Here is a 17,816-nt window from a genome sequence, read left to right as displayed (position 1 = left end):
TGCCGACGTCCCGGCCAACGTCCCGAAGTCCACCGGCTTCCGCAAGACCGGCTCGAAGGCCCCGACCCCCGGCCGTCAGGTCCTGCTCGACACGACGATGGCCGCCAACCCGAGGCTTACCAAGGCGATGCGCGACGCGTCCAAGCGCGCCGCCAAGCGCGACATCGAGGCCGCCCGCCTCGCCGCGCTCGGCGACGGCACGACCGACGGCGCCACGACAACGGACAAGGCCGCCGCCAAGAAGACCAAGGGCCACAACAACGCCACCATGTCCCGCTACGCGCACCGCGAGAAGTTCCTCAAGAACATGAAGAGGGACTACACGATCGTCGCCCCGCAGATGAGCCCGATCCACCTCTCGCTCGTCGAATCGGTCATCCGCTCCGGCGGCTACAAGTTCGACGTGCTGAAGCACGCCTCCCGCGCGGACGTGGAGACCGGCCTCAAATACGTGAACAACGACGCCTGCTATCCGGCGATCATGGTCATCGGCCAGCTCATCGACGCGATCATCGAAGGCAAGTACGACCCGGATCATGTGGCGCTCGCCATCACCCAGACCGGAGGCATGTGCCGTGCGACCAACTACTTCGGCCTGATCCGCAAGGCCCTGATCGACGCGGGCTACCCGCAGATCCCGATCATCGCCATCTCGACGCAAGGGTTGGAGGACAACCCCGGATTCAAGGCCACCGTGCCGATGCTGCATCGCGCGGTCAAGGCGCTGATCCTCGGCGACCTCCTGATGAAGTGCCTGTACCGCGTGCGCCCGTACGAGGTCGAGAAGGGCTCGGCGAACCGCCTCTACGAGCAGTGGGACACGATCGTGCGCGAGACGATCGAACACCACGGCTACTCGAAGACCGGCGCCAGGACCCCGTGGCTGAAGAAGGGCTGGCTGCCGTACCCGACCCTCGCCAAGGAGATCGTCAAGTCGTTCGACGCCCTGCCGTTGAAGGACGTGCCGCGCAAGGTGCGCGTCGGCGTGGTCGGCGAGATCCTCGTCAAGTACCAGCCGGACGCGAACAACCACGTCGTGGACGTCATCGAATCGCAGGACTGCGAGGCCGTCGTGCCCGGCATCATGGAGTTCATGACCACCAAGCCGTACATCACCGACTGGAACGAGCACAACCTCGGCATGGGCGGCAACCAGTTCGCCTACGCCGTGATGCGCTGGGGGCTGGACCGCTACTTCGCGCCGATCAACGCCGCGCTCGACCTGTCGCACGGCAAGTTCCGCCGTGACGAGCCGATGCCGGAGCTCGTCAGCAAGGCCGCCGAGGTCACGTCGATCGGCGTGCAGGCCGGTGAGGGATGGCTGCTGACGGCCGAGATCCTCGAGCTCATCGAGCAGGGATGCCCGAACGTGATCTGCGCGCAGCCGTTCGCCTGCCTGCCGAACCACGTGACCGGCCGCGGCATGTTCGGCAAGATCCGCCGACTGCACCCTGAGGCCAACATCGTCTCGATCGACTACGATCCGGGCGCCTCCGAAGCCAACCAGCTCAACCGCATCAAGCTCATGATCGCGGCGGCGAAGAAGGCCCACAAGGCCAAGTTCGCCGACGGCGACGAGCCGCAGGGCTTCACGACCGCCGATTGAACGCCGGGTCTTCGGCTGGGAATCGCTGGAAACCCATGGAAATCGCCCGCTATCGGTTTTTCGTATAGCCGAATGGCGGGCTGCCGGCGGGGCGGGGCGACGGTGCGGATACGATACGTTTCATGGTCACACCCAGAATCAGTTATGCGCATCTGCTCGCCAAGCCGAACCCGAAGCACGTCGACAGCCTCCTGAAGTTCTTCGAGGCCGGCCGCTCCAAGCGCGGCACCGGCGGTTTCGGCGTCGAGATCGAGCACCTGCCGGTCCACAACAGCGACGACACGGCGGTGAGCTACTACGAGCCGAACGGCATCGAAGCGCTGCTGAAACGCATCGCCCCGTACTACGACCACGACAAGGAGTACTGGGAGAACGACCATCTGGTGGGTCTCTCGCGCCCAGGCATCGCGGTCTCGCTCGAGCCGGGCGGCCAGGTCGAGACTTCGATCGGCATCCTCAGCAAGCCCGAGGACCTGCTGCGGACTTACGCGACTTTCCGCCGCGAGGTCGATCCGGTGCTCGACGAGCTCGGCTTCCGACTCGTCAACTACGGCTACCAGCCGAAGTCCAGCTTCGCCGACGTGCCGGTCAACCCGAAGGACCGCTATGACGCGATGACCGATTACCTTGGCCGCGTCGGCCAGTTCGGCCCGTGCATGATGCGCTGCTCGGCCTCCACGCAGGTGAGCATCGACTTCGTCGACGAGAAGGACTCGATCGACAAGATGCGCGTCGGCACCGCCATCGGCCCGATCCTCGCATGGTTCTTCCGCAACACCCCGTACTTCGAGGGCCGGCTCAACCCGTATCCGCTGCTGCGCCAGCGCATGTGGGACTACCTCGACTTCCAGCGCACGAACGTGATCCCGGGGCTCTACGACCAGCGGTTCGGCTGGGAGGACTACGCGATCGACGTGCTGTCCACGCCGCTCATGTTCGCCGACCTCACGCACACGCCGGAGGCCCTCGAGGCCGGTCTGAGCCGCAAGGAGCTGCACCACGCGGCGTTCCGCGAGAACGCGGGGGAGGTGTACCCCGACCGCGAGCTCAACGCGTACGAGATCAACCACATCATCTCCACGCACTTCAACGACGTGCGCCTGAAGAACTTCATCGAGTTCCGCCACTGGGACTCCCTGCCGATCGAACGCGCCGAGAGGCTCACCGAGATCATCAACTCGCTGTACTACGTGCCGTCCAACCGCATCCGCCTCGAAAGCTACTTCGACGGGCTCACCGAGGAGGACGTGTTCGAGGCCAAGGCCAACATCCAGGCCCACGGCCGCGAGTCCAACCCGTACGGCCAGCCCCTCGACTTCTGGCGCGAGTTCCTCGGCCTCGAAGGCCTCCTCGACGACATCCCCGGCGACCCCAAGCACCCCGAGGTGTTCCAGGGCTGAGCTCGCCCGCCACCGGCGCCGCCAGCGTCATCGCCCGCCACCGGCGTCACCGGGCGATGACGTAACGGGTGTTGCGCGCCGAACCGGTGGAGGAAACGCTGCCTGCGCGCTCGAGTTTGCGCAGTGCGTAGGCGGCACGGTTCTTGTTGATACCGAGTCGCCGCTGAAGCTCCATCCGGGAGATGCCGGTTTCCGTCTTGGTGATGAGATCCAGCATGGCCGATTCCAGATCGCTGAAGGATCGCGCCTCCGCGTCGGCTGGTTCGGCCGCGTCGGACGGAGGTGTGATGCCGGATGATGCACCGGCGACCGGCGTCAAGGCGAGTGTGCCGGTTCCCCCGCCGGTGGGGTAGCCGGCGAGCACGGCGGTCTGCACATCCCATTCGACATGAATCGGAGGACCCGCCGGGAACGGATCTCGCGCGGTGAACCAGCCGTCCGTATCCGGCCGGGGGCCGGTCGCGTGAGCGTGTGCTCCTCCGTTGTCGCGTCCGTCGTCGAGACGCGGCAGACTGAGCGTGAAGGCTCCCGGCGTCACACGGATGACGGGGGAAAGGCCGTTCCCGGCGTATTCCTCCATGATGCGTGGGATGCCGCTGCCGTAGCTTTCGATGAGCTTCAACCGGTAGAAGATGTTCGCCAGCGTCGTATTGCGTGGGTGTGAGATGCCGTTGGTCAGGTCCGGCAACGTGATTCCCGTGGGCAGCCCGCCGAGAGAGACGAAATCGGTGCGATCGTCGAAGATGCTGACCAGTATGGGGCCGGAGCAGTCGTAGTCGCGGTGGGTCACCGCGTTGACCAACGCCTCGCGGAGCGCCGACGGGGGATAGGCGTAGGTGTCGGTCCGGTACAGGCCCGTGATGTCGGATCGGACCGGGTTGTTGAGCTCCATATAGCGGCTGGCTTCGTCCAGCTGTTGAAGGACCGAGCCTTGGAATTCCTGCCGGGCGAGGAACCGCGCCTTGGAGTTTCCCTGATAGACCGCGCATTTGATGGTGTTGCGGCATTGATCGGACAGCAGCATCGCCGTATTCGTGTACAGGCCGTCCGTGTTGATGAGCCCCAGCGAGCGCTGCTGCGCCGTCGACCATGTCAGGTGCTGCCGTCTGAACGTTCCGGCGGCGTAGCCGAACGTCAGGTCCTGATCGCTGCTGACGGCGGCGTCGAACGCCATGCCGTCGTCGTCCCGGATCATCCTGCGGATTCGTTCCTCGCTGGCCGGGACGGCGGATACTCCATGCCGGATGAAGACGCCGGTCGGTTTCATTCCCTTGCCTGCGAGGTAGTACGGTCGTTTGGTGCCTCGCAGTACCGTGACGTGGATGACGTCGCGGTTCGTTCCGTCCTCATCCTCCATCGGTTCGCATTCGATGGAGGTGTATGAGGTGAGATCCGGTCTGATGGCGTTGCGTATCGCGTCGCCGATCGCGCCCATCGTTCCGTCGACGTCGTCCACGCCTATGGGATTGCCGTCGTCGTCGATGCCGATGTAGAGATCGCCGCCCTCCGTGTTCGCGAATGCGATGATCTCCCGTTTGATGGCGTCGTTGAGCTGCCTTTTGAATTCGGTGGTCGTGTTCTCGCGCATTCGGATCATGGCGTTCTCCTGATGATGGGCGCAGATGTCATCGATGATTTCATCGTAACTCATCGATGGGACGCATCGCGGGGCGTCCTGCGTCGATGGTCACGGCGACACGCTGATTGTTGTATCTACAACTGTTGTATATGGGACGTATTAGTATCCCCTTCGGCAATGGTTGCATATGCAACAAGTTGCTCGACGTATGACATATGACATATGAATCGCATATGAAGTTGGAAGTGAGGGGAATCGTGGACAAACACATCCTCAGCTTCGACCTGAGGGCGCTGGTCAAGTCGCTCAACCGGCTGTTGGGCGAGACGATGCCCGAATCGGCGCGCATCGCGACCGGCGGCAACGCCCGCATCATCATGTTCCTCGCCCGCAACCGGGATCGTGACATCTACCAGCACACGATCGAGCAGAAGTTCTGCATCACGAGGTCCACCGCCTCGCGCGTGCTCGCGCTGATGGAGAAGAAGGGCCTGATCGAGCGCGTCCCGGTGGAACACGACGCCCGGCTCAAGAAGATCGTCCTGACCGACAGGGCCGACGCCATCGTCAGCATCCTCGTCGAGAACGGCGAACGGATCGAGACGCGGCTGGTCGACGGCTTCACGGACGAGGAGCGCGCGGCGCTCGCCGGCTACGTCGAACGCATGCGGGCGAACATCGACGCCGCGCGGCGCGACCTCGTGGCGGACAGGGGCGATCCGGACAAGGATGATCCGGACAAGGAAGACATGAACGACACGAAGAACGACACGAAGGAGGAGCACGAGTGAACGACAACGTCACCACAGGCGCGGACGCCGAGGCGGCCGCGACCGAGGCCGCGATCGAGAGGTCCCGCAAGGCCGTCGAACCGGCCCGACCGAAGCACATCATCCGCACGCTGGCCGGATCGATGCGCCAGTACAGGAAGGAAAGCCTGCTGACGCCGCTGTTCGTCGTCGTCGAAAGCGTGCTGGAGATCGTGATCCCCACGGTCATGGCCACGCTCATCGACCAGGGCGTCACCGGCGGCGACATGAACGCCATCGTCAAATTCGGTCTGATACTGCTGTGCTGCTCGGCGGTTTCGCTCGTCACCGGCTTCCTCGCCGGCAAGTTCGCGGCGATCGCGGCGGCCGGGTTCGCCAAGAACCTGCGTCACGACCAGTTCGAGAAGGTGCAGGCGTTCAGCTTCACCAACATCGACCGGTTCTCCACCGGCTCGATCATCACCCGCCTGACGACCGATGTGACGAACCTGCAGATGGCGTACGGCATGATCATCCGACTCGGCGTGCGCGCCCCGATCATGGTCATCGTCGCTTGGGTTTTCTCGTTCCGCATCTCCCCGTCGATCTCGATGGTGTTCCTCGCCTGCATCCCGATCCTGGCGATCGGCCTGTGCGGGCTCGCGGTGCTCGTCCACCCGGTCTTCGAGCGCGTGTTCCACACATACGACGCGCTGAACAACGTCGTCGACGAGAACCTGCAGGGCATCCGCGTGGTCAAGTCCTACAACCGCGAGGACTTCGAGGTCTCCAAGTTCGACCGCATCTCCCAGCGCATCTTCAAGGACTTCAAGCTCGCCGAACGCATCATGAGCTTCAACAGCCCGATCATGATGTTCTGCATCTACGCCTCGATGATCATGATCTCGTGGATGGGCGCCCAGCAGATCGTCGCCTCCGGCAACAACGCCGCCGTGGGCCTGACGACCGGCGACTTGACGGCCCTCGTCACCTACGCGATGCAGATCCTCATGTCGATGATGATGCTCTCGATGATCTTCGTCATGGTGATCATCTCCCAGGCCTCGGCCGAACGCATCTGCCAGGTGCTCCAGGAGGAGAGCACCGTCGTCGATCCGGCCTCGCCCGTCACCGAGGTCGCCGACGGGTCCATCGAATTCGACCACGTCATGTTCCGCTACTCGGACAACTCCGAGAAGCCGGTCCTCGACGACATCGACCTGACGATCCCGTCCGGCGCGACCGTCGGCATCGTCGGCGGCACCGGCTCAGCCAAGTCGAGCCTCGTCCAGCTGATTCCGCGCCTGTACGACGTGACCGGTGGCTCCCTCAAGGTCGGAGGCCGCGACGTGCGCGACTACGACCTCGAGGTGCTGCGCGACCAGGTCGCGATGGTGCTGCAGAAGAACATCCTCTTCTCCGGCACGATCGCCGAGAACCTCCGCTGGGGCAACCCCGACGCCACCGACGAGGACATCCGCCACGCCTGCGAGCTCGCGCAGGCCGCGGGCTTCGTGGGCGAGTTCCCGAAGGGCTACGACACGTACATCGAGCAGGGCGGCACCAACGTCTCCGGCGGTCAGCGCCAGCGCCTGTGCATCGCCCGGGCGCTCCTGAAGAAGCCGAAGATCCTCATCCTCGACGACTCCACCTCGGCCGTCGACACGAAGACTGACAAGCTCATCCGCGAGGCCTTCCACCACGAGATCCCGGATACGACGAAGATCATCATCGCCCAGCGCGTCGCCTCCGTGCAGGAATCCGACATCATCCTCGTGATGGACAACGGACGCATCATGGCCCGCGGCACGCACGACGAGCTGCTCGCCACCTGCGACGAATACCGGTCCATCTACGAGTCGCAGACCCGCAACACGGCCGAGGGGCAGGCCGAACTCGACAGGATGAACCAGACGCAGCCGGCGGATCAGACGCCGGCGGATCAGGCGCAGAAGGAGGAGACCCGATGAGCGGCAACGACACCACGCGCGACGAGCGCGACACCCGCGACGAGCGAGACAAGCAGACCTTCGCCGGTCGCAAACCCGCCATGGGACGTCCCGCGCCCGGCACCACCAGGCGCCTCTTCGGCTACATCCTCTCCTACCGCTGGCACGTCGTCACCGTCGTGGCCTGCATCCTCATCGGCGCGGTGGCCCAGGCCGGGTCCGCGCTGTTCCTCCAGTCGCTCATCGACTCGTACATCATCCCGCTGGTCGGCGAGACGAACCCCGACTTCGGCCCGCTGCTGCGCGCCATCACGATGATGGGATGCCTGTACGTGGCCGGCATCGTGGCGATGTGGGCGTGGCAGTACCTCATCGTCGCCGTCGAACAGGGCACGCTCAAGAAGATCCGCGACGACATGTTCGCCCACCAGCAGAAGCTGCCGATCCGCTACTTCGACACCAACGAGCACGGCGACATCATGAGCCGCTACACCAACGACACCGACACCCTGCGGCAGGCGATCAGTCAGTCGTTCCCGCAGATGTTCGCGTCATTGGTCTCCGCGTTCGCCGCAGTCCTCTCGATGCTGTGGCTGTCCGTGCCGCTGACCTTGTTCGTGCTCCTGTTCACCGTGATGCTGTACTTCATCATCAGGAAGATCGTCGGGCGCGCCGGGCGGTTCTTCGTCCAGCAGCAGCGCTGGATCGGCGACGTCAACGCGTTCGTCGAGGAGTCCGTCAACGGGCAGAAGGTCATCAAGGTCTTCAACCACGAGGACGCCACCCAGAGGACCTTCGACGAGAAGAACGACGAGCTGTTCGCCGCCTCCGCCGAAGCGAACACATGGGGCAACGTCACGATGCCGGTGGTCGGCAACATGGGCTATGTGCTCTACATCCTGCTCGCCATCATCGGCGGCGCGATGGCCCTGTCCGGCGTCGGCAACTTCGGCCTCAACGGCGCCGGCCCGCTGACCCTCGGCACGCTCGTCTCCCTGCTGACCCTGTCGCGCTCGTACATCAACCCGCTCGGCCAGGTCTCGATGCAGCTCAACATGGTGATGATGGCGCTCGCCGGCGCATCCCGCATCTTCGCGCTGATGGACGAGCCAGTCGAATCCGACGGCGGCACCGTGACGCTCGTCAACGTCGAGCTTGGTGAGGACGGGCGCACGATGCGCGAGGTCGACCACGAGACCGGCCACTGGGCGTGGAAGCGCGAGGCCGGCGACGACGGCACGCGTTCGCTCGCCGCCGCCGCCAAGCTGCACGGCAAGGCCCGCGAGGTCGCCTTGAAGGCCAAGGAGCAAGCCGTCACCTCGCCCGACGGGCGACTGACCCTCCTGCGGGGCGACGTGCGATTCACCGACGTGACGTTCGGCTACGACCCCGCCAAGCCGGTCCTGCACGACATCACCTGGTTCGCCAAGCCCGGCCAGAAGATGGCCCTGGTCGGCGCGACCGGCGCCGGCAAGACCACCGTCACGAACCTCATCAACCGGTTCTACGACATCCAGGAGGGCCAGATCCTCTACGACGGCATTGACGTGAAGAACATCGCCAAGCCCGACCTGCGCCGTTCCCTCGGCATCGTGCTGCAGGACGTGAACCTGTTCACCGGCACCGTGATGGACAACATCCGCTACGGCCGCCTCGACGCCACCGACGAGGAGTGCATCGCGGCCGCCAAGCTCGTGAACGCCGATGGCTTCATCCGCATGCTGCCGCAGGGCTATTCCACCGTGCTCGAGGGCGACGGCTCCGGCCTGTCACAGGGCCAGCGCCAGCTGATCTCGATCGCGCGCGCCGCCGTGGCCGACTCCCCGGCGCTGATCCTCGACGAGGCCACCTCGTCGATCGACACGCGCACCGAGGAGGTCGTGCAGGCCGGCATGGACGCGCTGATGAAGGGACGTACGGTGTTCGTCATCGCCCACCGCCTGTCCACCGTGCGCAACTCCGACGTGATCATGGTCCTCGACCACGGCCGCATCATCGAACGCGGCAACCACGACGAGCTCATCGCCCTGAAGGGCGAGTACTACCAGCTCTACACCGGCGCGGTCGAGCTGGAGTAGCCGTCGGCGGTCGGTCGGGTGGCCGCCGGGCGGTCGGTGACGGCCACCGACGGCCACCGGACCCCGTGAGGGCGTGCACCGTGCGCAACGGCCGTACGCCCTCCGTGGCTTATACGGGCCAATCCCCGGGGACGTACGCTGACTGATGGTATGCGTACGTTCCCCGGGGCTATATCAACGTTGTCCCCCGATTTCGTACTCCTGCCACCGGTAGACGTACGAAATCGGGGGACAACGTTCGTCAGGCCACGGGGAACGTACGCCTATACAAGGTGAACGTACGTTCCCCGTGGGCTGGTCTGGTCAACCCATGGGAAACGTACGTCGAGTATGACGGTTGGACGTTCCGCAAGGCATGTGGCGTGTGACTGATGGGTTGTGACGTGTGGCCGATGGCCGGGACCTATTGGTTGTCGGAGGAGTCGCCGTCCTTGCCGTTCTCCTCGTCGAGGAGCTTGGAGAGTTCGGCGTCCCAATCGGTGGTGCCGGATGTGCCAGCGGCAGAACCGTCGCCTTGCGTGGAGCCGTTGTCGGCGCCCGTGCCGGTCTCGGTGGAACCTGAGGTTCCTTCGGCACCCGTGGCGCCGGAGCCAGTGCCCGAGGCGGATCCGGCCGAACCGGAGCCGGCTGTGCCCGAGGCGGAACCCGCCGAACCGGATCCCGCCGCCGCGCCACGGTCGTCGGCCAGCACCGGCAGCAGATCCGGGTGCGACCACTTCGCGTCGCGTCCCTCGACACCCTCGGCCGAGGTGATCAGCTCCCACATGCCGGCGGCCTCGCGCATGCGCTTCGGGCGCAGTTCCAGTCCGAGCAGGCTTTCGAAGGTGCGCTCCGCCGGGCCGCCGGTCGCGCGCTCGCGGCGCATCATCTCACGTAGCTGCTCGATGTGCGGCAGATGGGCCATGCCGGCGCGCCACACCACGCAGTCGACCCATCCCTCGACCATCGCGAGCAGCGATTCGATCGAGCGCAGCGCCTCCTGTTGTTCGGGCGTGTCCGGGATCGCGACCTTCGTCAGGTTCACCGCGCCGGAGATCGAGTCGGCGTCGAGCGCGCCCGCGTCGCGCAGCTGCTCCTCCATCGCGTCCAGATCGATGGTGATGCCGCGCGCGTACTTGCCGATCAGCGCCTCGAAGCGCGGCATCAGCCACGGCACCGCGGAGTAGAGGCGTGCGTGGGCCGCCTCGCGCAGCGCGAGGAACGCCATGACCTCGTCGGCCGGGATCGGGTCGTCCGGGCGCACGATCTCGGCGAACAGCGCCTCGGTCTGCGGGTCGGACGCCGGGTGATGATGCGCGTCGGAATCCTCGGACACGGCGGAACCGGAGGGGACGGCGGAACCGGGCGCACCGGTGAAGTCCGCCGAAGCCGACGTGAATCCGATCGGGTTGCCCGCAGCGCTCGTGGCATTCGCAGCGTCCGTCCCGTCCGTGCCCTCGCCGTTGAGCTGCCTCGCGTACTCCTCGACGTTCTGTGCGACCAGCGCGCCCGCCGGGTTGGACAGCAGCGCGATGCCCTGATCGAACCCGCCGTGCACCTCGCGGCTCAACGTGCCGGCCGCGTTGCCCAGCTGCATCGCAAACGACGTGTTGCCGAGCAGCTTGATGAGCTGCTTCGGGTCCTTCATCCCGTCCGGGATCGGGATCGGCACCGGGCCGGCGAACATGCCGGCGATCTCGCCGTCGATCGCGCCGCCGAGACGCTCGGAGACCACCGAGGCCAGCGCGTCGCCCATCGACGCGGCCACGGGTGCCGCGAACTTCGCCCACGCCTCGAGCGTGTCCTCCACCCATCCGGCGCGGGTGAGCGCACCCGGCTCGCCGGGCGCCGGATCGAACTCGCACGCGGTGTCGAGCCACAGGTTCGCCTCGCTCATCGCGCGACGCACCTTCGCGCCCTCGACGGCCGTCACCGACGTGCGCGAACCGCCGGCGTTCGCCTGCTGCAGGGCCAACGACTTGGCGAGTTTCACGTTGATCGGGCCGTCCTCGACGACCTGGCGCATGTCGCCCATCGTGTTGAGGCCGCCGGCCGTGAACGCGGCCATCATCTGCTGCACCTCCGCCGGATTCGGCAGTGTGCTCGGATCCTGGCTCATCAGCTGTTCGCGGATCGATTCGGGCAGCTGGGAGATCTGCTGCCACGCCATCTCGCCCTGGACCGGGCCGAAGCACTTGATCAGCCACTCGTGAATTGCGTTCTCGTCCATATTCGGATCCTCTTGGTCGCTCGCGGTCTTTTCCTGCCATTCTAGGGGCCGTGGCGTCCTAAGGCGGGCCGATCGTATGTTTTCCGCGCAAAGCAAGCGCTGGTATCATGCGCGGTATGCCGTTCCTGAGCAAGCTCCCCTCATCCCGCCGCAACGCCGACGGCCGCGCCGACGGTCCCGTCGACGGCCGTCCCGCGCGCCGCGTCCCCTCGCCCGCGGCCCTGCCGAAGGCGGTCGGCCGGTACTTCACGTCCCGTTCGCCCCGCTTCCTCGCCGGATTCCTCGCCGTCGCGCTGTGCGTGCTGGTGATGTGCCTGCCGAGCGCGTACTCGGTCGAATGGCCCGGCCCGACCCGCGACGTGCTCGGCACGGTCTCCGGCTCCGGCAAGTCCGGCGAGTCCGGCACGACCGGCAAGTCCTCCGACACCGACCAGGTGATCCGCGTCTCCGGCGCCGACACGCATCGCGACTCCGGCAAGCTGCTGCTCGTCACCGTCTCCGCGAACGGCGTGCCCGGCTATCCGGTCACCAACGCCGAGGTCCTGTGGGGCTGGCTCATGCCCGACCGCGTCGTCATGCCGCGCGAGGCCGTCGTGCCGGTCGGACAGACGACCGAGGAGTACAAGAAGGAGACCGACAAGGAGATGAGCGGATCGCAGTCGAACGCGATCAAGGCCGCCGAACGATTCCTCGAGTCGAATCCGGACGTCGCCGGGGGAGTGGACGCCGCCAAGCTCAAGGTCGAGATGCACGTCGATGACATCGGCGGCCCGTCCGCCGGCATGATGTACACGCTGGGACTCATCGACAAGCTCACCGAGGCCGAGGAGACCGGCGGCAAGACGATCGCCGGCACCGGCACGATCGATGAGAAGGGCAAAGTCGGCGCGATCGGCGGGATCCGGCTCAAGATGCTCGGCGCGAAACGCGACGGCGCCACATGGTTCCTCGCCCCCGAGTCCAACTGCGACGAGGTCGTCGGACACGTCCCCTCCGGCCTGCGCGACGTGAAGGTCGCCACGCTCGACGACGCGTACGACGCGCTCGTCGCGATCGGGCAGGGCAAGGGCGACTCCCTGCCGCACTGCACCGTGGAGAAGCAGTCCGCCAAGTCCGTCGGGTGACAGGGGCGCGCCCCCTGCCTCTCCGGGCGTCCCGTCCATATTTCATCGCGTGTTAACGCGGCTGTTCGCGAAGTGTTGCTATTCTTGACTCTCGTGAATGAAACCGCATCACAGAACGCAGAGGAATTTGGCTTCAAGCCCGGCGACATCGTGCAGGAATGGCTGTGGGATGATGACGTGGACGACTCGATCAGAGAGAAGATCGAGAACCTGACCGGTGAGGACCTCGTCGACGAGGACTACGATTCCGCCGTGGACGGCGTGATTCTGTGGTGGAGGGACGGCGACGACGAGGATGAGCTGTCCGACACGATCGTCGACGCATACGCGGTCGTCGGCAACGACGGCCCGCTGTGGGTGCTGACCCCCAAGCCCGGCCGCCCCGGCGCCGCCAGCTCCTCGACCGTCCAGTCCGCCGCCAAGACCGCAGGCATGAACGCGGCGACCCCGCTGACCGTCAGCCCCGACTGGAACGGCATCCGGCTGCGCGCCTTCGGCAAGGGCAGGTGATCGAATGATGAAGGCCCGGAACCATGCATGATGCCGTGCACGGTTCCGGGCCTTCGCCATGAATACCTCGCCTGTGTGGGCGATGAGGGACTCGGACCCCCGACATCCACCGTGTAAAGGTGGCGCTCTAACCAACTGAGCTAATCGCCCGCAGGAAAATACCATAGCGTGACCCGGGCACAACATGTGGATTCCCCCCGTCGCAGACGCGGGAAAGACTCAGGGAACGGGGAAAACGGGCGCGTGCGTCGCCTCGGTCAGTCGCCTCGGTCACGTAATGTGGCAGACAGTACCGTTTGTTCCTCGAGGAGGTTGAAAGCCCATGGCGCAGCAATCCGAAGCCGGAATCCCCAGGGCAGGCAAGCGCAAGTGGGGGTATGACCCCGCCCAGGTGGACGAGTTTCTGGAGAAGGCGCACAAGCTGTATGACAGCGAGGGCGCCCAGCTGACCCAGCGGGACATCCAGAACGTGTCCTTCACGCCGACGAGGGGCGGGTACGTCATCGCCCAGGTCGACGCGGCGCTCGCCCGTCTCGAGCGCGCGGTGGTCGACAAGCAGACCACATGGGAGATCTCCCATCAGGGTCGCGTGGCATGGAAGGCGCGCACCGAGGAGCTGTACCGCGAGATCGCCGGCCACGTCGACCGCGAGGAGCGTGCCCGGTTCGCCGACGGCAAGGGTCGCGCCCCCTCCTACGACCGCAAGCAGGTCGACCGACTGTGCGAGCAGATCGTCGACAAATGCGCGGCTGAGCTCGGTCTCGACGGCGCGAGCGCCGATGACGCCGCCAAGCTCGACAAGATCACGTCCGATTACGTCACCGACGTCGTCTTCACCCAGCGCAAGGGCCGCCGAGGCTACGACGAGCGTCAGGTCGACTACTTCCTCAACACCTGCGTGGAGCTGCTGAGCCGCATCGAATCGTTCGACCGACTCGCCGACTACATCGCCGCCGACGGCGACGCGGACGGTTCGGCCGCCTCGCTCGGCTCCGTGCCCCGCGCCGCGGCGATCGTGACGGATGACGCGTCGCCGGCGGCTTCCGTGCCTCCGGCCGCGGATCACGCGCCGTCCCTGCCGACCGCGTCCGCGTCCGTGCCGGTGTCGGCCGCGCCGGTCTCCCCGCTGTTCTCCTCGGACGCGCGGTTCCAGCGCCCGTCCGAGTCCGACGACTCCCCGGTCGGCTACGCGCCGGTCGCCCCGGCGGCGTCGGTCTCCCCGTCCGCGTCGGCCGCCAAGGGGGAGAGCTTCGATGCGCTGAGCCAGGCCGAGCAGGACCTCTTCGCGTCGGCCTCCCGCACCACGTCCTCCCCGGTTCCGGCTCTTGCGCCCTCTGAACCGGTGGTGACGTGGCCGGCCGCGTCGCCCGCCGTCCCGGCCTACGCCGCGACCCCCGCCCCGAGCGCGACGCAGCCGGTCTCCCGGACCGCGCCCCGCGTCGCCTCCTCCTCGACTCAGGCCTCGACCCCCGCGGCGCAGTTCCCGGCCGCGTCCCCGGCGGCTCCGACGACCCCGGTGTCGCCGGCACCCTCCTACACACCTACGCCGTCCTACGCCGCGCCGTCCGTCCTCCCGACTCCGGCCCCGTCTGCGACCCCGACTCCGGCCGTGTCCGCCGCGATGCCGCCGTCCTTCGCGACACCGCCCGCGACCCCGACGTATTCCGCCGCGGCCCCGTCCTCCCACGGCTCCGACCAGAAGTACACGACGTCCTCGCTGGACGCGCTCGCGCAGATGGCCGAGGCGTCGCAGGAGTTCCCGAAGGTGACCGGCACCGCCCCGTTCGAGCCGCACATGCCGAGCCTCGACGTGCCGAACACGTTGAGCTCGATGCCCGCCGTGACCCCGGCAACGCCCGCGACCTCCGCGGCGTCCCCGGCTCCGTCCATGGCCTCCACCGCCCCGACCTACACGCCTCCGGCTTCGGCTCCGGCCCAAGCCCCCACGGCAGCCCCGGCCCCCGTCCAGCCGCCGAAGCCGCCGTTCTCCCTGCTGTCAGCCAACAACAACGACCTTGACATCCCCGACCTGTCGTTCCCGTCCATCGCGGGGCACGACGCCGGGGACGTCAGGAGCGATACGAAGGAACAGTGACCCACCTGTGATCCACAGCAACACCGTCGTCATCCTCGGGTCGACCGGTTCGATCGGCACCCAGGGTCTTGACGTCATCTCCCGGCACCCCGAACGCTTCACCGTCGTCGGCCTCGCGGCCGGCGGCTCCCACATCGACCTGCTCGCCCTGCAGGCGGCGCGCTTCCACGTCCCGCAGGTCGCCGTCTACGACAAGTCCAAGGCCAAGGAGCTGCGCGAGGCGCTCGACCGCGCCGGCGCGCGCTACACGCAAATCCAGGCCGGCCCCGACGCGGTCGTCGCGATGGCCGGCTTCGGCGCGACCGTCGTCCTGAACGGCATCACCGGCTCGATCGGCCTCGAGCCGTCCATCGCGGCCCTGAAGGCCGGCTCCCAGCTCGCGCTCGCCAACAAGGAGTCCGTCGTCGCCGGCGGCCACCTGCTGTTCGGCGCCCGCGTGCGCGAGGACCAGATCAACCCGGTCGACTCCGAGCATTCCGCGATCTGGCAGTCGCTGCGCTCCGGCTCCCACGCCGAGGTCGCGCGCCTGATCGTCACCGCCTCCGGCGGCCCGTTCCGCGGCATGAAGCGCGAGCAGATGACCGGCATCACGCCCGAACAGGCGTTGAACCACCCCACATGGAACATGGGACCGGTCGTCACCATCAACTCGTCCACCTTGATGAACAAGGGCCTCGAGGTGATCGAGGCGAGCCGCCTGTTCGACGTGCCGCCCGAGCGCATCGCCGTGACCGTCCACCCGCAGTCCATCGTCCACTCGATGGTCGAGTTCGTCGACGGCGCCACCATCGCCCAGGCGTCCCCGCCGGACATGCGCCTGCCCATCGCGCTGGGCCTGTCCGCGCCGGCGCGCATGCCGAACGTGGCCGCCGCGTGCGACTGGACCAAGGCCGCCGAATGGACGTTCGAGCCGCTCGACGACGAGGCGTTCCCCGCCGTCTCCCTCGCCCGCCACTGCCTCGCCGCATCGGAGAAGCATACCGCGGTCCTCAACGCCGCCAACGAGCAGGCCGTGCACGCCTTCCTCGACCATCGCCTGCCGTACCTCGGCATCGTCGATACGGTCAAGGCCGTGCTCGACGAGATGGACGCCGAGCTGCGCGGCGACCCGCTGTTCCGCGACGTGGAGGAAATGGAACAGCTCGAGCGTGAGGCCCGTCGCCTGGCCGACGACCTGATAGACAAGCAGTGATGAATACGTTGAACACAACTCCCACATCACCCGCGTCCAAGCCGTTCCGCAAGACCGGCGACCCGGTCGCGCTCACCAGCGAGTCGCCGCTGCACCCGCGCCGCAAGTCCCGCCGCATCATGGTCGGGCCGGTGCCGGTCGGCGGCGGGGCGCCGATCTCCGTGCAGTCGATGACCAACACGCTCACCGCGGACGTGCCGGCGACGCTCCAGCAGATTGCCGAGCTGACGGCCGCCGGATGCGACATCGTGCGCGTGGCCGTGCCGAGCCAGGACGACGCCGACGCGCTGCCCGAGATCTGCAGGAAGTCCCCGATCCCGGTCATCGCCGACATTCACTTCCAGTCGAAGTACGTGTTCCAGGCGATCGACGCCGGCTGCGCGGCCGTGCGCGTCAACCCCGGCAACATCCGCAAATTCGAGTCTGTCGGACCCGACATCTGCAAGGCGGCGACCGACGCGGGCATCTCCCTGCGCATCGGCGTCAACGCCGGATCGCTCGACAAGGACCTGTACGCCAAGTACGGCGGGCCCACGCCCGAGGCGCTCGTCGCCTCCGCGCTGAAGGAGGCCCACATGTTCGAGGACGTCGGCTTCCACGACTTCAAGATCTCCGTCAAGCACCACGACGTGATCACGATGGTCCAGACCTACCGCCTGCTCGCCTCGAAGGGCGACTGGCCGCTGCATCTGGGCGTCACCGAGGCCGGGCCGCAATGGCAGGGCACGATCAAGTCGTGCCTCGCGTTCGGCGCGCTGCTCGCCGAGGGCATCGGCGACACGATCCGTGTGTCCCTCTCCGCCCCGCCGGTCGAGGAGGTCAAGGTCGGCTGCAAGCTGCTCGAATACATGGGCCTGAGGCCCCGCAAGTTCGACATCATCTCCTGCCCGAGCTGCGGTCGCGCGCAGGTGGACGTGATCCAGCTCGCCTCCGCCGTGACCAACGGGCTCAAGGACGTGACCGCCCCGATCCGCGTGGCCGTCATGGGCTGCATCGTCAACGGCCCCGGCGAGGCGCGCGAGGCCGACCTCGGCGTCGCCTCCGGCAACGGCAAGGGCCAGATCTTCATCAAGGGCAAGGTCATCAAGACCGTGCCCGAGGACCAGATCGTCGACACGCTGCTCGAGATCGCAAACGACATGGCCGCGCAGATGGAGGCCGAAGGCAAGGTGCCGGACGGCTCCACCGGCCCGGTCGTCGTCCCGATCCAGCATCCCAACCGCCGCAACGGCTGATACCGCGCGGAAGGTACGATTCGTGCACACGGACGGGCATGTCGGGCATGCGGCCGGTACGGCCGGGCGGGAGGATGACGCGCGGTGGTC

At 66.8% G+C, this 17,816-nt stretch carries 11 protein-coding genes and 1 tRNA gene; 9 read left to right on the top strand and 3 right to left on the bottom strand.

The window, feature by feature from the left end:
- The first annotated feature begins 1,728 nt into the window (after positions 1-1,728).
- Positions 1,729-3,006: a glutamate-cysteine ligase family protein gene (locus tag CSQ85_RS04165; protein ID WP_150382958.1), complete on the top strand. Its 1,278-nt coding sequence runs from the start codon at positions 1,729-1,731 to the stop codon at positions 3,004-3,006.
- 46 nt (positions 3,007-3,052) lie between these two features.
- Here the strand turns inward: CSQ85_RS04165 and CSQ85_RS04160 are convergent, their stop codons facing one another.
- Positions 3,053-4,657 (bottom strand): RNA-binding domain-containing protein, encoded by a 1,605-nt coding sequence (locus CSQ85_RS04160; protein ID WP_150382957.1) that lies wholly within the window; start codon positions 4,655-4,657, stop codon positions 3,053-3,055.
- A gap of 185 nt (positions 4,658-4,842) precedes the next feature.
- Between CSQ85_RS04160 and CSQ85_RS04155 the strand changes: the two genes are divergently transcribed.
- The 3 genes from CSQ85_RS04155 to CSQ85_RS04145 all read left to right on the top strand — a co-directional run bounded on the left by CSQ85_RS04155 (position 4,843) and on the right by CSQ85_RS04145 (position 9,361).
- Entirely contained in the window at positions 4,843-5,376 is a 534-nt protein-coding gene (locus CSQ85_RS04155) for a MarR family winged helix-turn-helix transcriptional regulator (protein WP_190972890.1), read from the top strand.
- Positions 5,377-5,498: 122 nt separating this feature from the next.
- Positions 5,499-7,304, top strand: a complete 1,806-nt coding sequence (locus CSQ85_RS04150; RefSeq protein ID WP_223846839.1) for an ABC transporter ATP-binding protein — start codon at positions 5,499-5,501, stop codon at positions 7,302-7,304.
- A complete protein-coding gene (locus tag CSQ85_RS04145) occupies positions 7,301-9,361 on the top strand; it encodes an ABC transporter ATP-binding protein (protein ID WP_150382955.1) in 2,061 nt (686 codons plus the stop codon). The genes CSQ85_RS04150 and CSQ85_RS04145 overlap by 4 nt, the downstream gene beginning before the upstream one ends.
- Positions 9,362-9,764: 403 nt before the next feature.
- On the opposite strand, the gene CSQ85_RS04140 is transcribed toward CSQ85_RS04145, so the two are convergent.
- Positions 9,765-11,570 (bottom strand): zinc-dependent metalloprotease, encoded by a 1,806-nt coding sequence (locus CSQ85_RS04140; RefSeq protein WP_150382954.1) that lies wholly within the window; start codon positions 11,568-11,570, stop codon positions 9,765-9,767.
- Positions 11,571-11,677: 107 nt separating this feature from the next.
- Here CSQ85_RS04140 and CSQ85_RS04135 point away from each other — a divergent pair, with 107 nt between their 5' ends.
- Together CSQ85_RS04135 and CSQ85_RS04130 are read left to right on the top strand one after the other, a co-directional pair.
- Complete coding sequence (locus tag CSQ85_RS04135) at positions 11,678-12,694, top strand: PDZ domain-containing protein (protein WP_395956248.1); 1,017 nt, start codon at positions 11,678-11,680, stop codon at positions 12,692-12,694.
- Between the two features lie 93 nt (positions 12,695-12,787).
- Entirely contained in the window at positions 12,788-13,204 is a 417-nt protein-coding gene (locus CSQ85_RS04130; protein WP_043165149.1) for a DUF3052 domain-containing protein, read from the top strand.
- 76 nt (positions 13,205-13,280) lie between these two features.
- Here the strand turns inward: CSQ85_RS04130 and CSQ85_RS04125 are convergent.
- A tRNA-Val gene (locus CSQ85_RS04125) sits at positions 13,281-13,354 on the bottom strand.
- A gap of 172 nt (positions 13,355-13,526) precedes the next feature.
- Here CSQ85_RS04125 and CSQ85_RS04120 point away from each other — a divergent pair.
- The 3 genes from CSQ85_RS04120 to ispG are packed head-to-tail and all read left to right on the top strand — an operon-like array spanning position 13,527 to position 17,726.
- The gene (locus tag CSQ85_RS04120; RefSeq protein ID WP_150382952.1) at positions 13,527-15,299 is read left to right on the top strand and encodes a DivIVA domain-containing protein; all 1,773 of its coding nucleotides are present in this window, start codon (positions 13,527-13,529) and stop codon (positions 15,297-15,299) included.
- A gap of 10 nt (positions 15,300-15,309) precedes the next feature.
- Positions 15,310-16,491 carry a 1-deoxy-D-xylulose-5-phosphate reductoisomerase gene (dxr, locus tag CSQ85_RS04115; protein ID WP_150383058.1) on the top strand — a complete coding sequence of 394 codons (1,182 nt, stop codon included), beginning with the start codon at positions 15,310-15,312 and terminating at the stop codon, positions 16,489-16,491.
- Positions 16,491-17,726 carry a flavodoxin-dependent (E)-4-hydroxy-3-methylbut-2-enyl-diphosphate synthase gene (ispG, locus tag CSQ85_RS04110; RefSeq protein WP_150382951.1) on the top strand — a complete coding sequence of 412 codons (1,236 nt, stop codon included), beginning with the start codon at positions 16,491-16,493 and terminating at the stop codon, positions 17,724-17,726. The genes dxr and ispG overlap by 1 nt, the downstream gene beginning before the upstream one ends.
- Positions 17,727-17,816 lie beyond the last annotated feature (90 nt).

Source organism: Bifidobacterium rousetti, assembly GCF_008698235.1.
GTDB classification, from domain to species: domain Bacteria; phylum Actinomycetota; class Actinomycetes; order Actinomycetales; family Bifidobacteriaceae; genus Bifidobacterium; species Bifidobacterium rousetti.
Note: the sequence above shows the minus strand (reverse complement) of the source record. Positions and strands in the feature narration are given on the sequence as shown.